The organism is Micromonospora sp. ATLC20 (assembly GCF_057196585.1).
On record NZ_JBXUOV010000027.1, the window covers coordinates 13,197 to 30,017 of the forward strand.

Genomic DNA, 16,821 nt, shown 5'->3' on the forward strand with positions numbered 1-16,821 from the left:
ACAACTCGTCCACTTGTAGGTACGTTTCGGGGTGTGCGGCCAGGGTGACGGCTCGTGTCAGGGTGGTGTCGCGTCAGTCCTGGTCACATCTGACGTGCGGCGTCCTGTTGGACCGGTTGCGGTAGCCGCGCGGACACGTTGGCTCGGCGATACCCGACCCGTCTGCGTCGGACGGTGCGCCGTGCCTTCATCCGGGCCGGTGGCCGGCTGCATTCTCCCGTGGTCGGCCACCGGTCCTCGCCTACCTGTGGAGGTGCGATGTCCGGCTCTCATCGTCGTCGTGGCTGGTTCTCGTCCTGGTGGCCGTCGAGACGTCCCGCGGATCGGGCCGCCGGCAGCAACGTCCCGGCACGTTCGCCCGGGCCGTCGCCGTGGTGGTCGACGGAGCCGACGCGGGAGCTGCCCGCGCTGCGGTGCGCGCCGTTGATGACGCGGGCGCAGCTCTACCGGGGCAACGGTGGGCGGTGGCCGCGATGAGGCGTGCGAGTAGGCCGGCCGCCGTCGTGAGCCACCCGGACTGGTGTGCGCTGGACCGCTGCGGCTACCTGGTGCCACCGGTGCTGGCGCACATGGCCCGCCGTCACCGTGGTCCGATGCAGCGGGTCGGCGACTCCCGAGCCGGCGGGCTCGTCGTCACCTATCTCATCGGGGCTGACGCTCTCGGTCCCGTGGTCGGCGTTCACGCGACGTGCCGGGCGGGGAGCGCCTGGGCGGAGTTGTCCCTGTCGCAGGCTGCCCAACTGGTCGAGCAGCTTCGGGGCCTGTTGGCGCAGGCGGCCGGCGTCCAGGGGGCCGACGATGAGTGAGGGCGTACCCGTGACCGAGGGGCAGCCGTCGTCGTCGGTCGCGCCGGTCGTGTGCCCAGTGTGGTGCCGGGGCTGTGGCCCGAACGATCCGATGCACCGAGGGCTCCTCGCCACCATCGGGCGGGAGCGGACCGGCTGGGTCAGCGTCCGCCTGCTCGTCGACCGGTTCGCGCGCCGGGACCTGGCCGTCAAGCTCGACGCGACCCGCTACGGCGCGACGCAAACCGTGCTCCTGTCGGCGGCGCAGGTTGACCGGCTCATAGAGGAACTGACGCACGCGCGCCAGGTGATGCTGACACCGCTTGGTCGCCGCGGACAGACGGGGGAGAATCGGTGACCGCCAACAGCCCTCGGGGCGCTGCTGCCCCACGTACTCATGGCCCTCGCCGGACCAAGTCGTCGCGCGCGGCGGTTGCGGTGCCTCCGGTGCCCGAACGGCCGGCAGGCGGGACCACCTGGCAGACGTTGGAACGTCTAGGGGGTACGGTGACCGGTGTGCATGGCCGGGACTGGCGCCCTCGCTACCTGCAACTCGCGGAGGAGTTGCGGGTAAAGATCATGGCCGGAGAGATGGCCCCGGGCACCCTCATGCCGAGCGAGACCGAGCTGGCCGAGTCGTCCGGCCTCTCCCGTACCAGCGTTCGCAACGCCATCCGGCAGCTCCGTGAATGGGGCCTGGTCCGGGCCGAGCAGGGGCGCGGCACCTACGTCCGGGCACCTCGCCAGCGGGTACGCCGTCGCAACAGCGAACGGTACCAGTGGGAGAAGGACCGCGTCCTGCTCGACGAGGCCGAGCGGTTGAAGACCGGCGCCACCGAGCATGACACCGGCCTGACCGTCGACGACCTCAAGTTCCACGCCGAGTACTCCCAGGTGGAGGCGGATGCGGAGATGGCGGCGGCCTTGCAGGTCGACCCGGGCACGCCACTGCTGCGCCGCGTCTACTGGACCTCTTCCCGCCGCGAGAGCGCGCCGCTGACCGTGTCGTACTCCTACCTGCCGTACAACCTGGTTGCCACGAACCCGGACCTGCTCGACGAGAGCAAGGAACCGTGGCCCGGCGGCACACAGCACCAGCTCTACACGCTCGGCATCGAGCTGGACCGGATCGACGACGAGATCCGGGCACGTCCGCCGTCCCCGGACGAGGCCGAACTTCTGGACATCGACCCGGGCGTCTCCGTGCTCACCGTCCGGAAGACCTCGGTCGACACCACGGGCCGGGTCGTCGAGGTGGCCGACGTGGTGATGCCGGGCGACCGGACCGAGCTTGTCTACTCCCACAAACTCCAGCGGTGGAAAACTTGACGCAGCTCGTCTCGGTCATCACTCCGGTCCACGCGCCCAGCACCGAGTACCTTGCTGGCGCCTATGAGTCGTTGGCCAAGCAGGAGATGCCCACCGGGTGGGACTGGCAGTGGCTGGTCCAGGAGGACGGGCAGAGCGGTGCCCTGGTCGACGCGCTGCCAAACGATCCCCGGATCAGCCTCGGCACCGGCCGCCCCGGTGGGCCTGGTGTTGCCCGTACCCTCGCGCTTTCCCGGGTCTCGGGTGACCTCATCAAGGTCTTGGACGCCGACGACCAGTTGACCCCCGGTGCGCTCGCCCGGGACATCGCTGCGTTCGACGCGCACCCGCGTATCGGTTGGACCACTTCGCGGGTACTCGATCTGCTGCCGGACGGGTCAACCGCCGGATGGGACAAGGATCCAGCCGGCGGGGTCGTCGACCGCGGTGCGGTCCTGTCGTTCTGGCAAGCCAACGACTATCGGGCATCGGTACACCCGGCGACGCTGTGCCTGCGGCGGGATCTCGTCTTCGCCCTGGGTGGCTGGATGGCGCTTCCCGCCTCAGAGGACACGGGTCTGCTGCTCGCCGCCAACGCCGTCAGCGCCGGCTACTTCACCCGGGAGTACGGGCTGCTCTACCGCAAGTGGCCCGGCCAGGTCACCAGCCAGGCTGCGCACCGGGAACCAGCTGAGTATCAGGCCCGCATGAGGATCATCGAGGCCAGAGCCAATGCCCTAGCCTCGATGCTGCCGAACGGTCTATCGCTCACTCCTCTGGCGTAGCTTCATGCCCCGGCATGCCGTGGGTGCGCCGCCGCTCCTTCATCTCTGCTTCGTAGATGTGCCGCCGGCCGCCGACCAGTTTCTCCCGCGCGTCCCGCTCGATCTCCTGGAACGCCGCGTAGTAGCCATCGCCGAACTCCTCCACGATCTGGAACGTCCAACGGCCGGGTAGGAGGTTGCGGCCCAACAGCTCGTGCTCGACCCGGTCGGCGACCTCGTCGTGGCCGGCCTTGCGCATCAGCTCGACCACAGCATTAAGGGTTAGATCTGCGCCGCCGACCAATTGATGTGCGGAGTAGAGGTGGCCCCGCACCCGGTGAACGGTTTCTAACGCTTTGCTCAGCTCGCCCAGAGCCTCTACCGTCAAGTCATCGACGCCCTGTGGGCGGGAATGCGTCAGTTCAACTGACTGCTCTTGTCTATCCATGTCACCGCATTACCCGCTAATGGAATTCTTAATCCAGTGCCGCAGCGCGAGAAGCGGCTCAACTCTTATTCGGACGAATCAATCTCAAATTTTGGGTCTTTTTCAATTCTATCTCCTGCTGCAGACTCCTTCCACCCGTTGGGCCACGTGTTGGCGCGAGATCCCTCCTTCTTGATGACGGTTGCTGCGGTGAAGTCAAAATTACCAGCTATTTCGAGAATTCGAAAGAAAATTTGCCCTTCGAATCTTGCGCTGTCGAAGCTCGCATCTCCACCGAAGGTTGCCCGATCGAATGCCAGCCTTTCGTGGAACCTGCTGCCTTCAAACCATGCGTCCTTGCCGAACTTGGTTCTAGAGAAGCGGAGATTGCCTCGGGAGGTGCAATGTGAGAAGTCGGCATCAGCTTTGAATGAAGAGTTATCGAAGAGGGCGGCGCCCTCGAAAGCGCCTGAGGTGAAGTCTGCTTCTCCTTCGAACTGCGATCTCGCAAACCGGACAGTATCTTTGAAGTGGCTTTTGATAAAGTCTGCTCCTAAGATAAATCGAGACCCTGCAAAACTCGCCTCGGCGTCGAAGTTTGCTCCCTGGAAGTCGGGTCGACTGTGGAATGTTGCCCCCCTGAAGCTAGCGTAGCCAACGAATTTCGATCCCCTGCAGTTCAAGGCGCCAATTTGAGTTCCGGAGAAATCAGCATTAATCAGGGTGGCCTCTGCCAAGTCAAGGTTGAGATTACCCCAGAACATCCCCTCAGGGGCGCCCTGCACGTCATGCTTGGCATGCCTGACTAAAAGCCTCTGGGCTGCAAGCCTAACTTGCCGTTCGCCAGACCATTTCTCTTCCTGCTGAGCATGTTCGGCCAAATTATTTGCTGCTTCAGCTGTGGTCGGCGCGGGCGGAAGTGGCATCCGCAAGTACGCGCAAATTACCTCCGTGATGCTCTGTCGATGCATTGGATTGGCCTGTGCTAGACGCTCGAGCGCGTAAAGACCCGCAAGTCGGACAGGCGCCTTCTCTGAACCCAGTTGTTCTGCTGCCTTAACGTATAGTTCTGTCACACGCTTCTCGCCCGCGTCGTACTCGGTTGCCTGCTGAGTGCGCTCCGCCAATTGCTGACGACGAAGCGCTAGCAGTAGCGCAAGAGAACCAGCGGTGCCTGCGCCTACCGATAGGCCGGTCCGAATGGCATCTATTCTTAGCTGCGCCTTCTGCGAGTTGGAGTCCTTCGGTACTGCCCATTGCAGCCACAAGGTTGCAGTGCAGGTAACGACTACAACAACCAAGGCTCCTGCGGGAATTACCCACGATTGGATAGGCCTGAGTTGCCGGTCCGGAGGTAGTGGGGCGGCGGAGGGAGTTTCTCCCGGGCTGCCGCGCCGACGAAACCACATCCCGAAGGTCGAAGCGGTTACGCCGAACGCCGCGATTGCAACAGCAAGCCATAGATCGGATAGCTCGCGGAACGCTTTAAGCCACCACTCGGTCGGCACGGGAGTCAGGAGAGCCAGAAATAATAATACCGCTCCGGAGATCAGCAGGGCCGTGGATGCGCGAATAGTCACGGAAACATAATCCCTTACGCCCGCGTGACCGCTGGTCCCCGGGCAGTCACCTGACAAATGCCTCATTAGAGGGCAATTGAGTGCCCGCTTCACCCGGAGAAACTTGTTGACTTGTCTGCCAAGTGCCGTCTACCTTGGTGTCTCAACTTGGCAGACATGCCAACAACCTGGAGGTTGAGCGATGGCTCTGCGTGGCGGTACGAGGTTCGCCGTGCGTTGTGAGGACGTGTTCCCGGCGGGATGCGCCCTGGTCCCCGAGTCCCTGGGTGAGGTCGAGGACTACGACGAGAAGACGGGCCGGCGTAGCCCGGCGAAGGACAAGCTGACCGGCCAGCGGGTGTGGCAGGTCCGGGTGATGGACCTGGACCCGGAGTTGGGCAAGCGGTCCCGGGAGACGACGGTCAAGATCTCCGCCGACTACCAGCCGGTCCCGCCGACGGGCGCCCCGTTCGAGGCGGTGGAGTTCGACGGCATGACGGTCACGCCGTACGTGACCAACAACAACCGGATGGCGTACTCGCTGCGGGCGACTGGCATGCGCGCTCCGGCGGGCGTGGCCAAGAAGGCGGCGGCGTAGCCGCATCAGGTGGGGGCGGGGCTGTCAGGTCTTGGCGGACGGCAGCCCCGCCCTCTGTCTCTTCCCCCTGCTCTGTCGAGAGAGGTAGTGACGTGTCCAAGCGTAGGCGTTCGCCTGCTCCGGCTCAGCCTCGGTGCGGCGTGTGTCAGTCCCGGTTCGACCCGGCCGGCGGTGCCGGTGACCGCTGCCCGCTCTGCGTCGGGCAGCTCGTTCTTCCGTTCCCTCCGGTCCGGGACTCGTCGGGTCGGTTCGTGTCGCTGCGGGGTGCTCGATGATGCGTCGGCCGCGTGGCGAGGTGGTGATGACGACCGCCGGGGATCTGCTGGTGATCCGGCCGAAGCGGTTCGAGCTGCCGATGTGGGCTTCCGTGCTCGTCCTTGTGTTGCGCTGGCTCGCCCGAGGTTGCTGGTGGTGCCTGCGCCACCCGGTCACCGTCGGCCTGGTCGTGCTTGCCGTCGTCCTCTACGTCGACTACGGCTGGGCGGGCCTGGTCGTGCCGCTGGTCCTGGCTTCGGTGGTGTCGGCCCTGTGGCGGTGGCGGGACGAAGCGTCCTGGTGGCGGTGGTGCGCCGGGCCGCTGCTCGGCCGGTTCCGTCAGGTCTTCGTCTACGGGCGGGCGTGGCGCGAGGCCATGACCCTGTGCGGCCTGGCCGAGACGTACGACCGTCGCGCCGTCCTACCCGAGCTGCTGCGCGTGCGCTCGGATCAGGCGCTCGACGTGCTGACCATCCGCATGGTCCGCGGGCAGACCCCGGCCGACTTCCAACAGGTCACGGCCAATCTCGCGTACGCCTTCGGCCGGCGGCACGCCCGGGTCTACTCCGAGCGGCCCGCCGGCCCGCCGACCCGTACCGGCTACTGGGCGCTGCTGCTGCGGCTGGCCGACCGGGTGCGGTTCCGGGACCGGCCCACCGTGGTCTACCTGGTCCTCGTCCGCACCGACGCCCTGCGGCCTGTCGTGGCGCCGTTCGACGCCCCGCCCGTCCCCGACTTCACCGCGCTGCCGCTGGCCCGGCGGGAAGACCTGGGCACCTGGTCCCTGCACCTCCTCGCCACGCACGTCCTCATCGGCGGAGCCACCCGGTCCGGCAAGGGCTCGGTGCTCTGGTCGCTGGTCCGCGCGTTGGCCGGCGGCATCACCTCCGGCCTGGTCCGGCTCTGGGTGATCGACCCCAAGGGCGGGATGGAATTCGCCATGGGCCGGCCGCTGTTCGCCCGGTTCGCGTGCAAGTCCTTCGAGGCGATGGCGGATCTCCTCGACGAGGCCGTGGCCGTGATGCGGGAGAGGCAAACCCGGCTCGCCGGCAGGGTCCGGGTGCACACGCCGACCGAGGCTGACCCCCTGGTCGTGGTCGTCATCGACGAGATGGCCGCGCTGACCGCGTATCTGCAAGACGTCGAGCTGCGCAAGCGCATCGCCGGCTCGCTCGGGCTGCTGCTGTCCCAGGGTGCTGGCGTCGGAGTCCTGGTGGTCGCCGCGTTGCAGGATCCCCGCAAGGAGGTGCTGCCGTTCCGGGATCTGTTCCCGACTCGCATCGCGCTCGGCCTGACCGAGGCGGCTCAGGTCGACCTCGTGTTGGGCGACGGTGCCCGTAACCGGGGCGCACTGGCGGACCAGATGCCCCGATGGGCCAAGGGCGTCGGCTACGTGATCCTCGACGGCACCCCGGAACCGATGCGGGTCCGCTTCTCGTACGTCACCGACGACCACATCCGCGACCTCGCCCGCGAATACCCCGCTCCGGCCGACGCGGCGGACATCCTCGCCCAGGTCGGTCGCGAGTCGACGCCGGAACCGGTCCGGCCGGCCCTGCCCCGGCAGCGTCGCGGGCCACTGCTGCCGGACGCGCTGCGCAACATCCTCGACGCCGACGGGGGTGAGTCGCGGTGACCGCCCCGACCTTCTACCGGCTCCGCGCACCGAACCCGGACGGCGCGAGCAGCACGGCGGTATCCGTCCGCGTCGACCCCGACCGGCCCGACCCGTACCCGGTCTATCTCGCCGTCGGCGGTGGCCGGCGCCGCATGCACCTGACCCCCGACGAGGCGTGGGCGCTGTGGCGCTGCCTCTCCGAAGCGGTCGCCTCCCTCGGCGACCCACCCGACCACATCCGTACCCGCGTCACCCCGGACCGGAGGTAGCCCCGATGTCCCTCAAGCGCTTCTTCCTCGGCACTCACCGCATCAAGCCGCTGAACATCGACCTGGACGGCTCCCCGGACCGGCTCGCCGCCGCCCTGCACGGCCTGGCGCACATGGTCCGCCGCCGGGACGACCTCGACGGGCAGCGCATCCGCATTACCGTCACCATCCGCATCCCGGAGGGCGACTTCGAATGATCCGCCACCGAGCCGAGTCCGGCATCCGGGTGCTGATCCTGCTCGCCATCGGGATCATGGCCGGTGCCGCCGCCTTCACCCACGTCCACGACCTGACCGTGGCCCACGGGCAGCCCGACTGGATCGGCTGGGCCAACGCGGTAGCCGTTGAGCTGATGGCGATCTACCTCGGCCTGGAGATCCGCGCCCGCCGTCGCGCCGGTCGCCCGGTCGGCCTGGTCGGCGTGCTCCTGGTCGCGTTCGCCCTGCTCTCCCTCGCCGCCCAGGTCGCGGAAGCCGAACCGTCCGTGTGGGGCTGGATCGTGGCCGCCGTTCCGTCGCTGGCGTTCCTCGCCCTGGTCAAGGTCGTCCTGTCCAGCACACCCGCCCCGGCACCCGAACCGGACCAACCGCCGGTCGACTGGACCTACGAGGTTCCCGAGCAAGTCGTCACCGAGCCCGAGCCCCAGCAGCCGACCGCGCCCGCTCCGGCGGTCCGCGCGGCACCGGCTGCGGTGCTGCCTCCGCTCGGCGTCGTCCAGCCCAACCGACCCCAGGTCGTCGGGATCATCCGATGACCGCTCCCACCCTGCCCGGCCTCGCTCCCGCCGCCCCGACCCCGGTTGCTCCTCGGCCGGGGTCGCGGGCGGCCCGCATGGCGCTGCCCCGCTCGGTCGACGTGCTCAAGGAGATAGCCGCCGAGTACGGCGTCTGCGTGCGCCCGCTCGCCATGCGCCGCACCGACCTCGACACCGGCCTGACCGAGGTCATCGACCTGCCCTGCGGCGCGACCCGCGAGGACAAGTGCGCGCCCTGCGCCAAGAAGAACCGCCGGCTACGCCAGGCCCAGATCCGGGAGGGCTGGCACCGCGACGACGAACCCCTACCCGGCCCGGAACCCGCGACCGAGGCACAGAAGTCCCTGATCCTCTTCCGCGCACACCTGGAGTTCTCCCGCGACGAGGCCGTACGCGGCGCCCAGTGGGACCAGGTGACCGACCTCGACGAGGCGATCCGCGAGGTAGAGGAAGCCATCGCCGCCGAGGGCCTACGCGGGCGCGTCGGGCCACCCCACGGCACTGCCGACGAGAACTCCGACGACGAACCCGGCCGCCGGCGCAAGCGCTCCACCAAGCGACGCCAAGATGCCCCCGAGCTACCTCGGCGCAAGGTCGAGCGGCGCACCGTCGGCAAGACCTACACCGCTCCGGACGGCGCGACGTTCCGGCCGTCGATGTGGCTGACGCTCACCCTCGACTCGTACGGCCCGGTCCGCCCCGACGGCACCCCGCTCAACCCCGACCGGTACGACTACCGCCGCGCCGCCCGGGACGCCGTCCACTTCCCCCGCCTCCTCGACCGGTTCTGGCAGAACCTCCGCCGCTGCGAGGGCTGGAACGTCCAGTACGCCGGCTGCGTCGAGCCGCAACGCCGGCTCGCCCCACACGCCCACTTCGCCATCCGGGGCACCATCCCCCGAGACGTCCTGCGCACCGTCGCGGCGGCCACCTATCACCAGGTGTGGTGGCCGGCGGTCGACGTCCAGCGCTACACCCTCGGCCGGCTCCCTGTCTGGGACGAGCAGGCAGCCGGGTGGGTCGACCCCGACACCCGGGAGCCGCTGACCACCTGGACGGAAGCCCTCGACGCCATCGACGACGACCCGGACGCCGAACCGGTGCACGTCGTCCGCTTCGGCGCCCAGGTCGACGCCCGCGGCGTCATGCCCGGCACCGAGGACGCCGAACGGACCATCCGGTACGTCACGAAGTACATCACCAAGCACACCGGCGACGTCCACAAGGCGACCACCGACCGGCAGCGCAAGCACCTCGACCGGCTCTGGCAGCAACTCCAGCTCACCCCCTGCAACGAGCGGTGCGCCAACTGGCTGCTCTACGGCGTCCAGCCCAAGAAGGCACACGCCAAGCTCAAGCCCGGCCGCTGCAAGGGCAAGGTCCACCAGCGCGACACCCTCGGCATCGGCGGCCGGCGCATCCTCATCTCCCGCGACTGGTCCGGCAAGACCCTCGCCGACCACAAGCACGACGTACGCGCCTGGGTCCGGGCACTGCTCGGCGCCACCACCGACAGCGCCACGGCCGGGCAGCTCGTCGACGACCAGGGCGCCACCGCCGAACGGATCCGGCACGCCTGGGAACTCGCCCGACCCGACGACCCCGACGTGGGACCGCTGGCCCACCGGCTCATGCGCTCCATCAGCGAACGCGCCCGCTGGCGGTCCGAACTGCTCGCCGCCAAGGACCGGGCCGCGCAGGGGTCCACAGATCTTTCGGCAACTCAGCACAGCGCACAGCACGACGGGGAGGGGACGCAGTGAACGAGGAGTTGTTGACCGTGCCGGAAGTGCTCGCCGAGCTGCGCGTACCGCGCTCGACCTGGTTCTACTGGCGACAGACCGGCAAGGGACCACGGGTGATCAAGCTCCCGAACGGGCAGCTTCGGGTCCGCCGGTCGGCGCTCGGTCGGTGGCTCGGCGACCTGGAGCAGGACGCTGCATGAAGAGCTACGAGGTCCAGATCTGGGAGATCGGCAAGCGCGCCGACCGGAAGGCTCGGCCCTGGCGGGTCCGCTGGGCGGTGAGCGGCCAGCGCTTCGAGGACATGTTCCGTACCAAAGCCCTGGCGCACTCGTTCCGCGCCGAGCTGGTCCAGGCGGCCAACGCGGGGGAGCCCTTCGACCCGGCCACCGGCCGCCCGGTGTCCGAGGCCAGAACCAAGAACCCCACCACCTGGTACGCGCACAGCCGCACGTACGTCGAGATGAAGTGGCCCCGGGCGGCGGCCAAGACCCGGCGGTCGATCGTCGAGGCGCTGACCTCCATCACGGTGACCCTGACCCGCCCGGCCAAGCGGGGCCGGCCGGCTGACGCGCTGCTCCGTGAGGCGCTGTACCTCTACGGCCTCAACCCGCGCCGCTGGTCCGATGAGATCCCCACGGAGCACGCGGCGGCCCTCGCCTGGCTGGAAACCGCGTCCCTGCCGGTCGTCGAGCTGGACTCACCCGCGATGGTCCGCCGAGTCCTCGACAGCCTCTGCGTTCGCCTGGACGGCAAGCCCGCAGCTGCATCCACCGTCCAGCGGAAGCGGGCCACCTTCTACAACGTGCTCGGGTACGCCGTCGAGCTGGAGCTGATCGACTCCAACCCGGTCGACCGGGTCCAGTGGACCGCCCCCGAGGTCGCGCAGTCCATCGACCGGCGGGTGGTGGCGAACCCGGCCCAGGTCGCCACGCTGCTGGAGGCGGTGAAATCTCTCGGCAAACGCGCCGACAAGGTCACGGCCTTCTTCGGCTGCCTCTACTACGCCGGCATGCGGCCCTCGGAAGCGGCAGACCTGCGGCGGGAGGACTGCGACCTTTCGGGCCGGTGCGCCGACTGCGGCGCGGACTTCGACGACCTGGCGGCGGTCAAGCCTTCCCGGTCCTGCGACCACGAGAAGATCGAATACCGCTGGGGCCGCCTGGTGCTCGCCGGCACCTCGCCGCGCGCCGGGTCGCACTGGACCGATGACGGCGGCTCCCACGAGCGGCGCGGACTCAAGCACCGGGGGAGGGCCGAGACTCGGACCGTCCCGATCCCGCCCCGGCTCGTCGAGCTGCTGTGCGCGCACGTCGAGAATCACGGGGTCGGCCCGGACGGTCGGTTCTTCCGGGGCCTGCACGGTGGGCCGCTGTCCGAGTCGGTCTACGACCGGTGGTGGAAGCTCGCCCGGGAGAAGGCTCTGACGGACTCGCAGGTCGCCTCGCCGCTCGTCCGCCGGCCGTACGACCTGCGGCACGCGGCGGCCTCGCTCTGGCTGAATGCCGGCGTCCCGCCGACCGAGGTCGCCCGGCGCCTGGGCCACGGCGTCGCTGTCCTGCTTCGCGTCTACGCCAACTGCATCGACGGCGGCGACGACACCATGAACGACAAGATCGGCGATGCACTCGGATGAACATGCTCAGCCATTGTGGGAAGATCTCGGCATGTCCGTTTCTCGAAGGGAACATGCCGCGTAAACGGCCTGGGGAGCTTCGGCTCCGATCTTCCGCATCCCGGATGCTGCCCGCGCTCTGGAATCCGGGCTACAGCTTCTCAGTGATACCGGGGCTGTCCGGCCGAGGGCTGGCCGCGATCGCTCGACTCGAACGTGGCCGGCTGCTGCCCGGTGCGGCCGCTGAGCTGTTGCTGCTCTGGGAAGAGATGGTGCGGCATCCGGCTCACCGAGTTCGGGATCTTGAGTACCTGGCGGGCGACAAGATGTTCGCTCGCGCCCCCGCACCCTACGAAGTGCGGGCACTGCTCGAACTGGTGTGCCGTGCGCTCCCAAAGCAGGACGCTCGGCGGTTCCGTCGTCGGCTAGCCACGTTGGATGAGATGTGGTGACCAGCGGCGGCCTTGCTCTGGCTGCAACCCGGCGCTCCGCTCATCGAGGTCGCCCGGCGCCTGGGCCACGGCGTCGTCGTTCTGCTCCGCGTCTACGCCAACTGCATCGACGGCGGAGACGACACCATGAACGACAAGATCGGCGACGCCCTCGGATGACTGGCAGGGTATGGCTCTCGGGTGGCGGGCGAGAATGCGTAGGTGATTTACGAATTCATGTTCAACCTGGCGGTAGTGGTGGCGCTGGGCCTGGTCGCCGTGTTCGCAGTGGTACGCCTGGCCATGTGGTTCTTGCGGGCGATGAGACGAGGTGCGGCCTCGCTGCCGGGGGCGCTGAAGTCACTGACGGTCGAGCCGCCGCAGGGACGGGCCTTCAACGACTCCCGCGACGTGTGGCCGATGCCGAAGGACGACTGAGGCGCGTTACATGTGGGCGTGGGCGTGGGCGTGGGCGTGGGCGTGGGCGTGGGCGTGGGCGTGGGCGTGGGCGTGGGCGTGGGCGTGGGCGTGGGCGTGGGCGTGGGCAGATGGTGGGCGACAGAGCAGCAGCATCCGCCTGATGAGAAAGAAGCAGCAGCTCAGGCTGCTTGCCAACGGCAAGAGCGCGGACGCCCTGTAAATCCGTCGCGAAAGCTACAGAGGTTCGAATCCTCTACCCGCCACCAGGTGCAAGAACGGCCCCGTGAGCTGCGGAAACGCGCTCCGGGGCCATTCTCGTTCAGGCCGTGCGGCACTCGCCGGCCCTGTCGGCTTGCGCCGTTAAGCTGAGCCATGATCGAAGCGGGCAGCCGCATGCGCGGTCAAGCGCCTCCGCCGGCCGTCGTCTTCGAGGCGCTGACCGAGCCCGACCGCGATCCGGCACGCCCGTGGCTGCTGTTGCTCGACGACGAACAGCGACCGCAGATCCTGCGCCGCGAACGCCCGAACCTGGTCGTCTGGTCATCGCTGTGGTCGAAGCGCCCCGACGCGCAGGTGCGCTTCGATCTCGCGTCCGACGGGCATCAAGGCACCCTGCTTCGGTGGACGCTGCTGCTCGCTGAGCCTCTACCCGACCCCTCGCTGCTCGGGCATCTGCGTAAGCGGCTGAACGAGCTGATCAACGCGAATCTGCGGTACACCTTCGGCCAGTAGCCGCGCGACCGGTTCGCCGGGCCGCGTCCTCCGGCGTACGGGCCGGTAGATCGATACTGGGTCGTGGATCACGATGAGGTTCGGGTGCTGGCGACCGCTGAGTTCACCAGACGGATGCGCGCGGGCAAGCCCCGAGGCGGGTTCCAACTCGACGACTGGCAGATCTCCGAGCCGTACGAAGCGCAGGTGCGAGGACTCCGCGGAACGGAGCGCTTGCTGGTCGTCGACTTCGTCCCCCGTGGCGAAGCCCGAGCCCGGGGACACTTCAAGCTCAGCGTGGCGGTCGACCCGGACACCGGCGTGGCGGACATGCTCAGGTGACGTACGCCGAGACGCTGGAGGCCCCTGGTGTGCCCACTGAGCGGTTCCGGCGTGAATGAGGGAATCATCCTCTGGCGTTCATGACAGGGGCAGGTATGGTGGTCAATGCCCGCGGGTCCGGTGGCAGCCCACCGGACGGATCGGCCAGGTCGAGCCGGTCGGGCGACCCAGGGTTGGTGGTGTGGGGTTTCGCGTGACTTGATCCCCTTCGTGGGTGAAGGTGGGAATCCGCAATGGACGAAGCGGCTGACGTCCCTTCACCCCCATGACCTGGCTGCGTGTCGTGGGTAGCCGGGCCGAACGGCGGAACCTGACAGCTACTCGGGCTGGGCGGGTCCTCTCCGCTTTTCTGCTCCCCGGCGTTGTGGCACGATCGGGAAACCTTCACCATCCCTGTGGCAATCTCCCGACAGGAGCAATCATGTCTGGTCGAACGCTGGGCCGGCTGTTTGGCTCGCTCCTCGTGCTCGCCGCCATCGCAGGCGCCTTCGGCATCATCCCCGGCACTGGTAGCGCGCAACTCGCCGACATCGTCTGGACGATGGACGCCCCACGCTGAATCATCGAGCCGTCCGCCGCCCGGCGGACGGCGTCTCGGGTAGGAGGGGCATGGCAGGCCAGGGCCGACCTCGAAGGTCGACGGAACGTGCCTGGCTCGTCACTGCCCCTCTGGCTCTGCTGGCGGTGGTCTGCAGCACCTGCGTCGCGCTGGTTGCCGATCAACCGTTCGGCAAGTGGCCGCTCGCCTTCGTGTTCTTCGTCGTCATGGCGGGGATCAGCTTCGCGGTGCTGAACGTCTACGTCCGGCGCCAGTCGGTGGGCGTGACGCTCACCGAGGTGCCACTCATCGTGGCGCTCTACTTCCTGCCCCCGTTGAGTGTCGTCCTGATCTACACACTCTCGGTGCTGATCTGGAGCGCCTCGCATCGCTTCGGCGCGGCGAAGCTCTGGTTCAACGTCGCCAAGGCCGCGGCCGCCACCTCGCTGGCCGGCCTCGTACTCCTGGCGCTGCCGCCGCTGAAAAATGTCGGACCGGGGACGTGGGGCTCCCTTTTCCTCGCCGTCTGCGTGGTCACGCTGGTCAGCCTCGTGAGCGTGGTCGGCGTGCACGTGCTGCTCCAGGGCTGGCAGGCCGGGCGGGACGCGCTGCGCAGCATGCCGACCGCTTTGCTCACCGCCGCCATCAACGTGGCGATCGGTCTGCTCGTCCTGATCGCCCTGAAGACGACGTGGTGGTCGGCGCTGCTGCTCGCCGCCCTCTTCAGCGGCCTGGTCCTGGTCTACCGCTCCTACTCCCAGTTCTTCCGGCAGCACCGGACGCTGGCCGGGATGTACGAGCTCACCCGCCTTCTCGCCTCCGGCACCGAGCGGTCGCTCGCCGACATCCTGCTCGACCGGGTCCGCGCGCTGATGCAGGCGGAGTACGCCACGCTCTGGCTGCCCGCCCAGGGGCGGCATCCCGAGGTGCTGCTCACCGCCCGGGTGGACACGCCGGGCCTGCTGGACCTGGCGCCCACCCCGGCGAGCCTGCGCCAGCAGGTGCACAAGAAGGGTCGTACCCTCTCGATCGGCCGCTGGCTCGGCGGAGATCCGGCGTTGCGGCAGGCCGCGGGGGAGGAGCGGGTCAAGGACGCCATCGTGGTGCCGCTGCGCTCCGGTCAGGCCGTGATCGGCACGCTGGAGGTGACCAACCGGCTCAGCGACATCGGCCACTTCGCCCCCGGTGACATCCCCGTCTTCGAGACGGTCGCCGCGCACGCCGCGGTGGCGCTGGAGAACTCCCGCCTGGTCGACCGGCTGCGGCACGACGCCGACCACGACGCGCTCACCGGCCTGCCCAACCGGCGGCGCCTCACCTCGTCGGTGGCGGAGGCGGTCAAGATCCGTGCGCCGGGCGAGGTGGTGGCGCTGCTGCTCTTCGACGTCGACCGGCTCCGCCAGGTCAACGAGTCGCTGGGCCACGCCGCCGGTGACAAGGTGCTCATGGAGGTGGCCGAGCGGCTGCGCGCGTGCGCGCCGTCCTCGGCGCTAGTCGGCCGGGCCGGTGGGGACGAGTTCCTGGTGACGCTCCGGCTGGAGAGCACCGAGGCGGCCCTGGAGCTGGCGGCCCAGTTGCGGGAGCAGATCCGCGACGAGATGGTCTTCGACTCGCTGACCCTGGACGTCGACACGGTCGTCGGGGTGGCCGTCCACCCGGATCACGGCAGCGACGCGGTGGCGCTGCTGCAACGCGTCGACCTGGCGGCCACCGCGGCCAAGTCGGTACCGGGCAGCGTCCAGCTCTACAGTCCGGCGCTGGAGTCCCGGTCGCTGCGCCGGCTCGGTCTCGCCGGCGACCTGCAACGGGCGCTCGACGAGGGCGAGCTGGAGGTCTACTTCCAGCCCAAGGTCACGCTGCGGGACCGCCGCCTGGTGGGCGTGGAGTGCCTGGCCCGGTGGGAGCACCCGGCACACGGCAGCGTCGCCCCGGACGACTTCGTGGCGGTGGCCGAGCACACCGGCCAGCTCGGCCGGCTCACCGAGTTCGTGCTCCGGGAGAGCCTGCGGCGCAGCCGGGACTGGAGCCACGGCGAACAGCCGCTGTCCGTCGCGGTCAACCTCGCCGCGCGTACGCTCACCGACCAGCACTTCCCGGCGCTGGTACGCGACCTGCTGGCCGAGTACGGCGTACCGCCGCAGCGGCTGACGCTGGAGGTCACCGAGGCGGGTGTCCTGGACGGCACCGAACGTCCCATACCGACCCTGCGCAGCCTCCGTGACCTCGGTGTCCGCCTCTCGGTGGACGACTTCGGCACCGGCAACTCGTCGCTGGCGCAACTGCGCCGGCTGCCGGTGCACGAGGTGAAGGTGGACCGGTCGTTCGTGCAGGGCATGGCGACCGACCCGGGCGACCTGGCGATCGTCAACGCGGTGGTGACGCTGTCCCAGCAGTTCGGCCTGGCGGTGGTGGCCGAGGGCGTGGAGAGCGAGCTGACGCTGGAGCTGCTCCAGGACATCGGCTGCGAGATCGGCCAGGGCTTCCTGTTCAGCCGCCCTCTGCCGTACGAGCGGCTGGAGGCCTGGTTCGGTGCCCAGGTCGACCCGGAGACGGTGGTCGCGGGGGAGCTGCCGCGTCTGCGAGTGGTGCCCTGACCAGGGCGGACACGCACCTGGGGGATCCGATTTCACCTGCGCGACGCGGTCGTGTACTGTTTCCTCTGCGCGACACCCCCCGGGGTGATCG

The 16,821-nt window shown here is 68.8% G+C and carries 21 protein-coding genes; 19 read left to right on the top strand and 2 right to left on the bottom strand.

Annotation, left to right across the window (positions count from 1 at the left end; translation table 11 throughout):
* The first annotated feature begins 299 nt into the window (after positions 1-299).
* The 4 genes from AC2CHG_RS08875 (at position 300) to AC2CHG_RS08890 (ending at position 2,878) form a co-directional block, all read left to right on the top strand.
* Entirely contained in the window at positions 300-806 is a 507-nt protein-coding gene (locus AC2CHG_RS08875) for a hypothetical protein (RefSeq protein WP_366625034.1), read from the top strand.
* Between the two features lie 10 nt (positions 807-816).
* Positions 817-1,143, top strand: a complete 327-nt coding sequence (locus tag AC2CHG_RS08880; protein WP_366625032.1) for a precorrin-4 C11-methyltransferase — start codon at positions 817-819, stop codon at positions 1,141-1,143.
* A gap of 149 nt (positions 1,144-1,292) precedes the next feature.
* Positions 1,293-2,114 (top strand): GntR family transcriptional regulator, encoded by an 822-nt coding sequence (locus AC2CHG_RS08885; RefSeq protein ID WP_366625030.1) that lies wholly within the window; start codon positions 1,293-1,295, stop codon positions 2,112-2,114.
* Positions 2,102-2,878 carry a glycosyltransferase family 2 protein gene (locus tag AC2CHG_RS08890; RefSeq protein WP_366625028.1) on the top strand — a complete coding sequence of 259 codons (777 nt, stop codon included), beginning with the start codon at positions 2,102-2,104 and terminating at the stop codon, positions 2,876-2,878. Before AC2CHG_RS08885 ends, AC2CHG_RS08890 begins: the two co-directional genes overlap by 13 nt.
* Here AC2CHG_RS08890 and AC2CHG_RS08895 read toward each other — a convergent pair.
* Both AC2CHG_RS08895 and AC2CHG_RS08900 read right to left on the bottom strand, forming a co-directional pair.
* The gene (locus tag AC2CHG_RS08895) at positions 2,862-3,305 is read right to left on the bottom strand and encodes a hypothetical protein (RefSeq protein WP_484524528.1); all 444 of its coding nucleotides are present in this window, start codon (positions 3,303-3,305) and stop codon (positions 2,862-2,864) included. The genes AC2CHG_RS08890 and AC2CHG_RS08895 overlap by 17 nt on opposite strands.
* Positions 3,306-3,370: 65 nt before the next feature.
* Positions 3,371-4,864, bottom strand: a complete 1,494-nt coding sequence (locus AC2CHG_RS08900) for a pentapeptide repeat-containing protein (RefSeq protein WP_484524529.1) — start codon at positions 4,862-4,864, stop codon at positions 3,371-3,373.
* A gap of 181 nt (positions 4,865-5,045) precedes the next feature.
* Here AC2CHG_RS08900 and AC2CHG_RS08905 point away from each other — a divergent pair, with 181 nt between their 5' ends.
* The 15 genes from AC2CHG_RS08905 (at position 5,046) to AC2CHG_RS08975 (ending at position 16,730) form a co-directional block, all read left to right on the top strand.
* Entirely contained in the window at positions 5,046-5,441 is a 396-nt protein-coding gene (locus tag AC2CHG_RS08905; protein WP_484524530.1) for a transcriptional regulator, read from the top strand.
* Between the two features lie 274 nt (positions 5,442-5,715).
* The gene (locus AC2CHG_RS08910) at positions 5,716-7,332 is read left to right on the top strand and encodes an FtsK/SpoIIIE domain-containing protein (protein WP_484524531.1); all 1,617 of its coding nucleotides are present in this window, start codon (positions 5,716-5,718) and stop codon (positions 7,330-7,332) included.
* The gene (locus AC2CHG_RS08915) at positions 7,329-7,583 is read left to right on the top strand and encodes a hypothetical protein (protein WP_091426450.1); all 255 of its coding nucleotides are present in this window, start codon (positions 7,329-7,331) and stop codon (positions 7,581-7,583) included. Before AC2CHG_RS08910 ends, AC2CHG_RS08915 begins: the two co-directional genes overlap by 4 nt.
* A gap of 5 nt (positions 7,584-7,588) precedes the next feature.
* Positions 7,589-7,780, top strand: a complete 192-nt coding sequence (locus AC2CHG_RS08920; RefSeq protein ID WP_013473706.1) for a hypothetical protein — start codon at positions 7,589-7,591, stop codon at positions 7,778-7,780.
* A complete protein-coding gene (locus tag AC2CHG_RS08925) occupies positions 7,777-8,337 on the top strand; it encodes a DUF2637 domain-containing protein (protein ID WP_484524532.1) in 561 nt (186 codons plus the stop codon). Before AC2CHG_RS08920 ends, AC2CHG_RS08925 begins: the two co-directional genes overlap by 4 nt.
* Positions 8,334-10,100 carry a replication initiator gene (locus tag AC2CHG_RS08930; RefSeq protein WP_484524533.1) on the top strand — a complete coding sequence of 589 codons (1,767 nt, stop codon included), beginning with the start codon at positions 8,334-8,336 and terminating at the stop codon, positions 10,098-10,100. Before AC2CHG_RS08925 ends, AC2CHG_RS08930 begins: the two co-directional genes overlap by 4 nt.
* A 17-nt stretch (positions 10,101-10,117) precedes the next feature.
* Entirely contained in the window at positions 10,118-10,282 is a 165-nt protein-coding gene (locus AC2CHG_RS08935; protein ID WP_181518402.1) for a helix-turn-helix transcriptional regulator, read from the top strand.
* A complete protein-coding gene (locus AC2CHG_RS08940) occupies positions 10,279-11,715 on the top strand; it encodes a tyrosine-type recombinase/integrase (RefSeq protein WP_484524534.1) in 1,437 nt (478 codons plus the stop codon). Before AC2CHG_RS08935 ends, AC2CHG_RS08940 begins: the two co-directional genes overlap by 4 nt.
* 104 nt (positions 11,716-11,819) lie before the next feature.
* A complete protein-coding gene (locus tag AC2CHG_RS08945; protein ID WP_484524535.1) occupies positions 11,820-12,146 on the top strand; it encodes a hypothetical protein in 327 nt (108 codons plus the stop codon).
* A 12-nt stretch (positions 12,147-12,158) separates the two neighbouring features.
* The gene (locus AC2CHG_RS08950; RefSeq protein ID WP_484524536.1) at positions 12,159-12,305 is read left to right on the top strand and encodes a hypothetical protein; all 147 of its coding nucleotides are present in this window, start codon (positions 12,159-12,161) and stop codon (positions 12,303-12,305) included.
* A 42-nt stretch (positions 12,306-12,347) separates the two neighbouring features.
* On the top strand, positions 12,348-12,563 hold the full coding sequence (locus tag AC2CHG_RS08955) for a hypothetical protein (protein WP_484524537.1): 216 nt from the start codon (positions 12,348-12,350) through the stop codon (positions 12,561-12,563).
* 354 nt (positions 12,564-12,917) lie between these two features.
* Positions 12,918-13,277 carry a hypothetical protein gene (locus AC2CHG_RS08960; protein WP_262013100.1) on the top strand — a complete coding sequence of 120 codons (360 nt, stop codon included), beginning with the start codon at positions 12,918-12,920 and terminating at the stop codon, positions 13,275-13,277.
* Positions 13,278-13,340: 63 nt separating this feature from the next.
* Entirely contained in the window at positions 13,341-13,598 is a 258-nt protein-coding gene (locus tag AC2CHG_RS08965) for a hypothetical protein (RefSeq protein ID WP_262013099.1), read from the top strand.
* A gap of 421 nt (positions 13,599-14,019) precedes the next feature.
* Positions 14,020-14,157: a hypothetical protein gene (locus AC2CHG_RS08970; RefSeq protein WP_162959301.1), complete on the top strand. Its 138-nt coding sequence runs from the start codon at positions 14,020-14,022 to the stop codon at positions 14,155-14,157.
* A 50-nt stretch (positions 14,158-14,207) separates the two neighbouring features.
* Positions 14,208-16,730: a putative bifunctional diguanylate cyclase/phosphodiesterase gene (locus tag AC2CHG_RS08975; protein WP_194801433.1), complete on the top strand. Its 2,523-nt coding sequence runs from the start codon at positions 14,208-14,210 to the stop codon at positions 16,728-16,730.
* Positions 16,731-16,821: the final 91 nt, after the last annotated feature.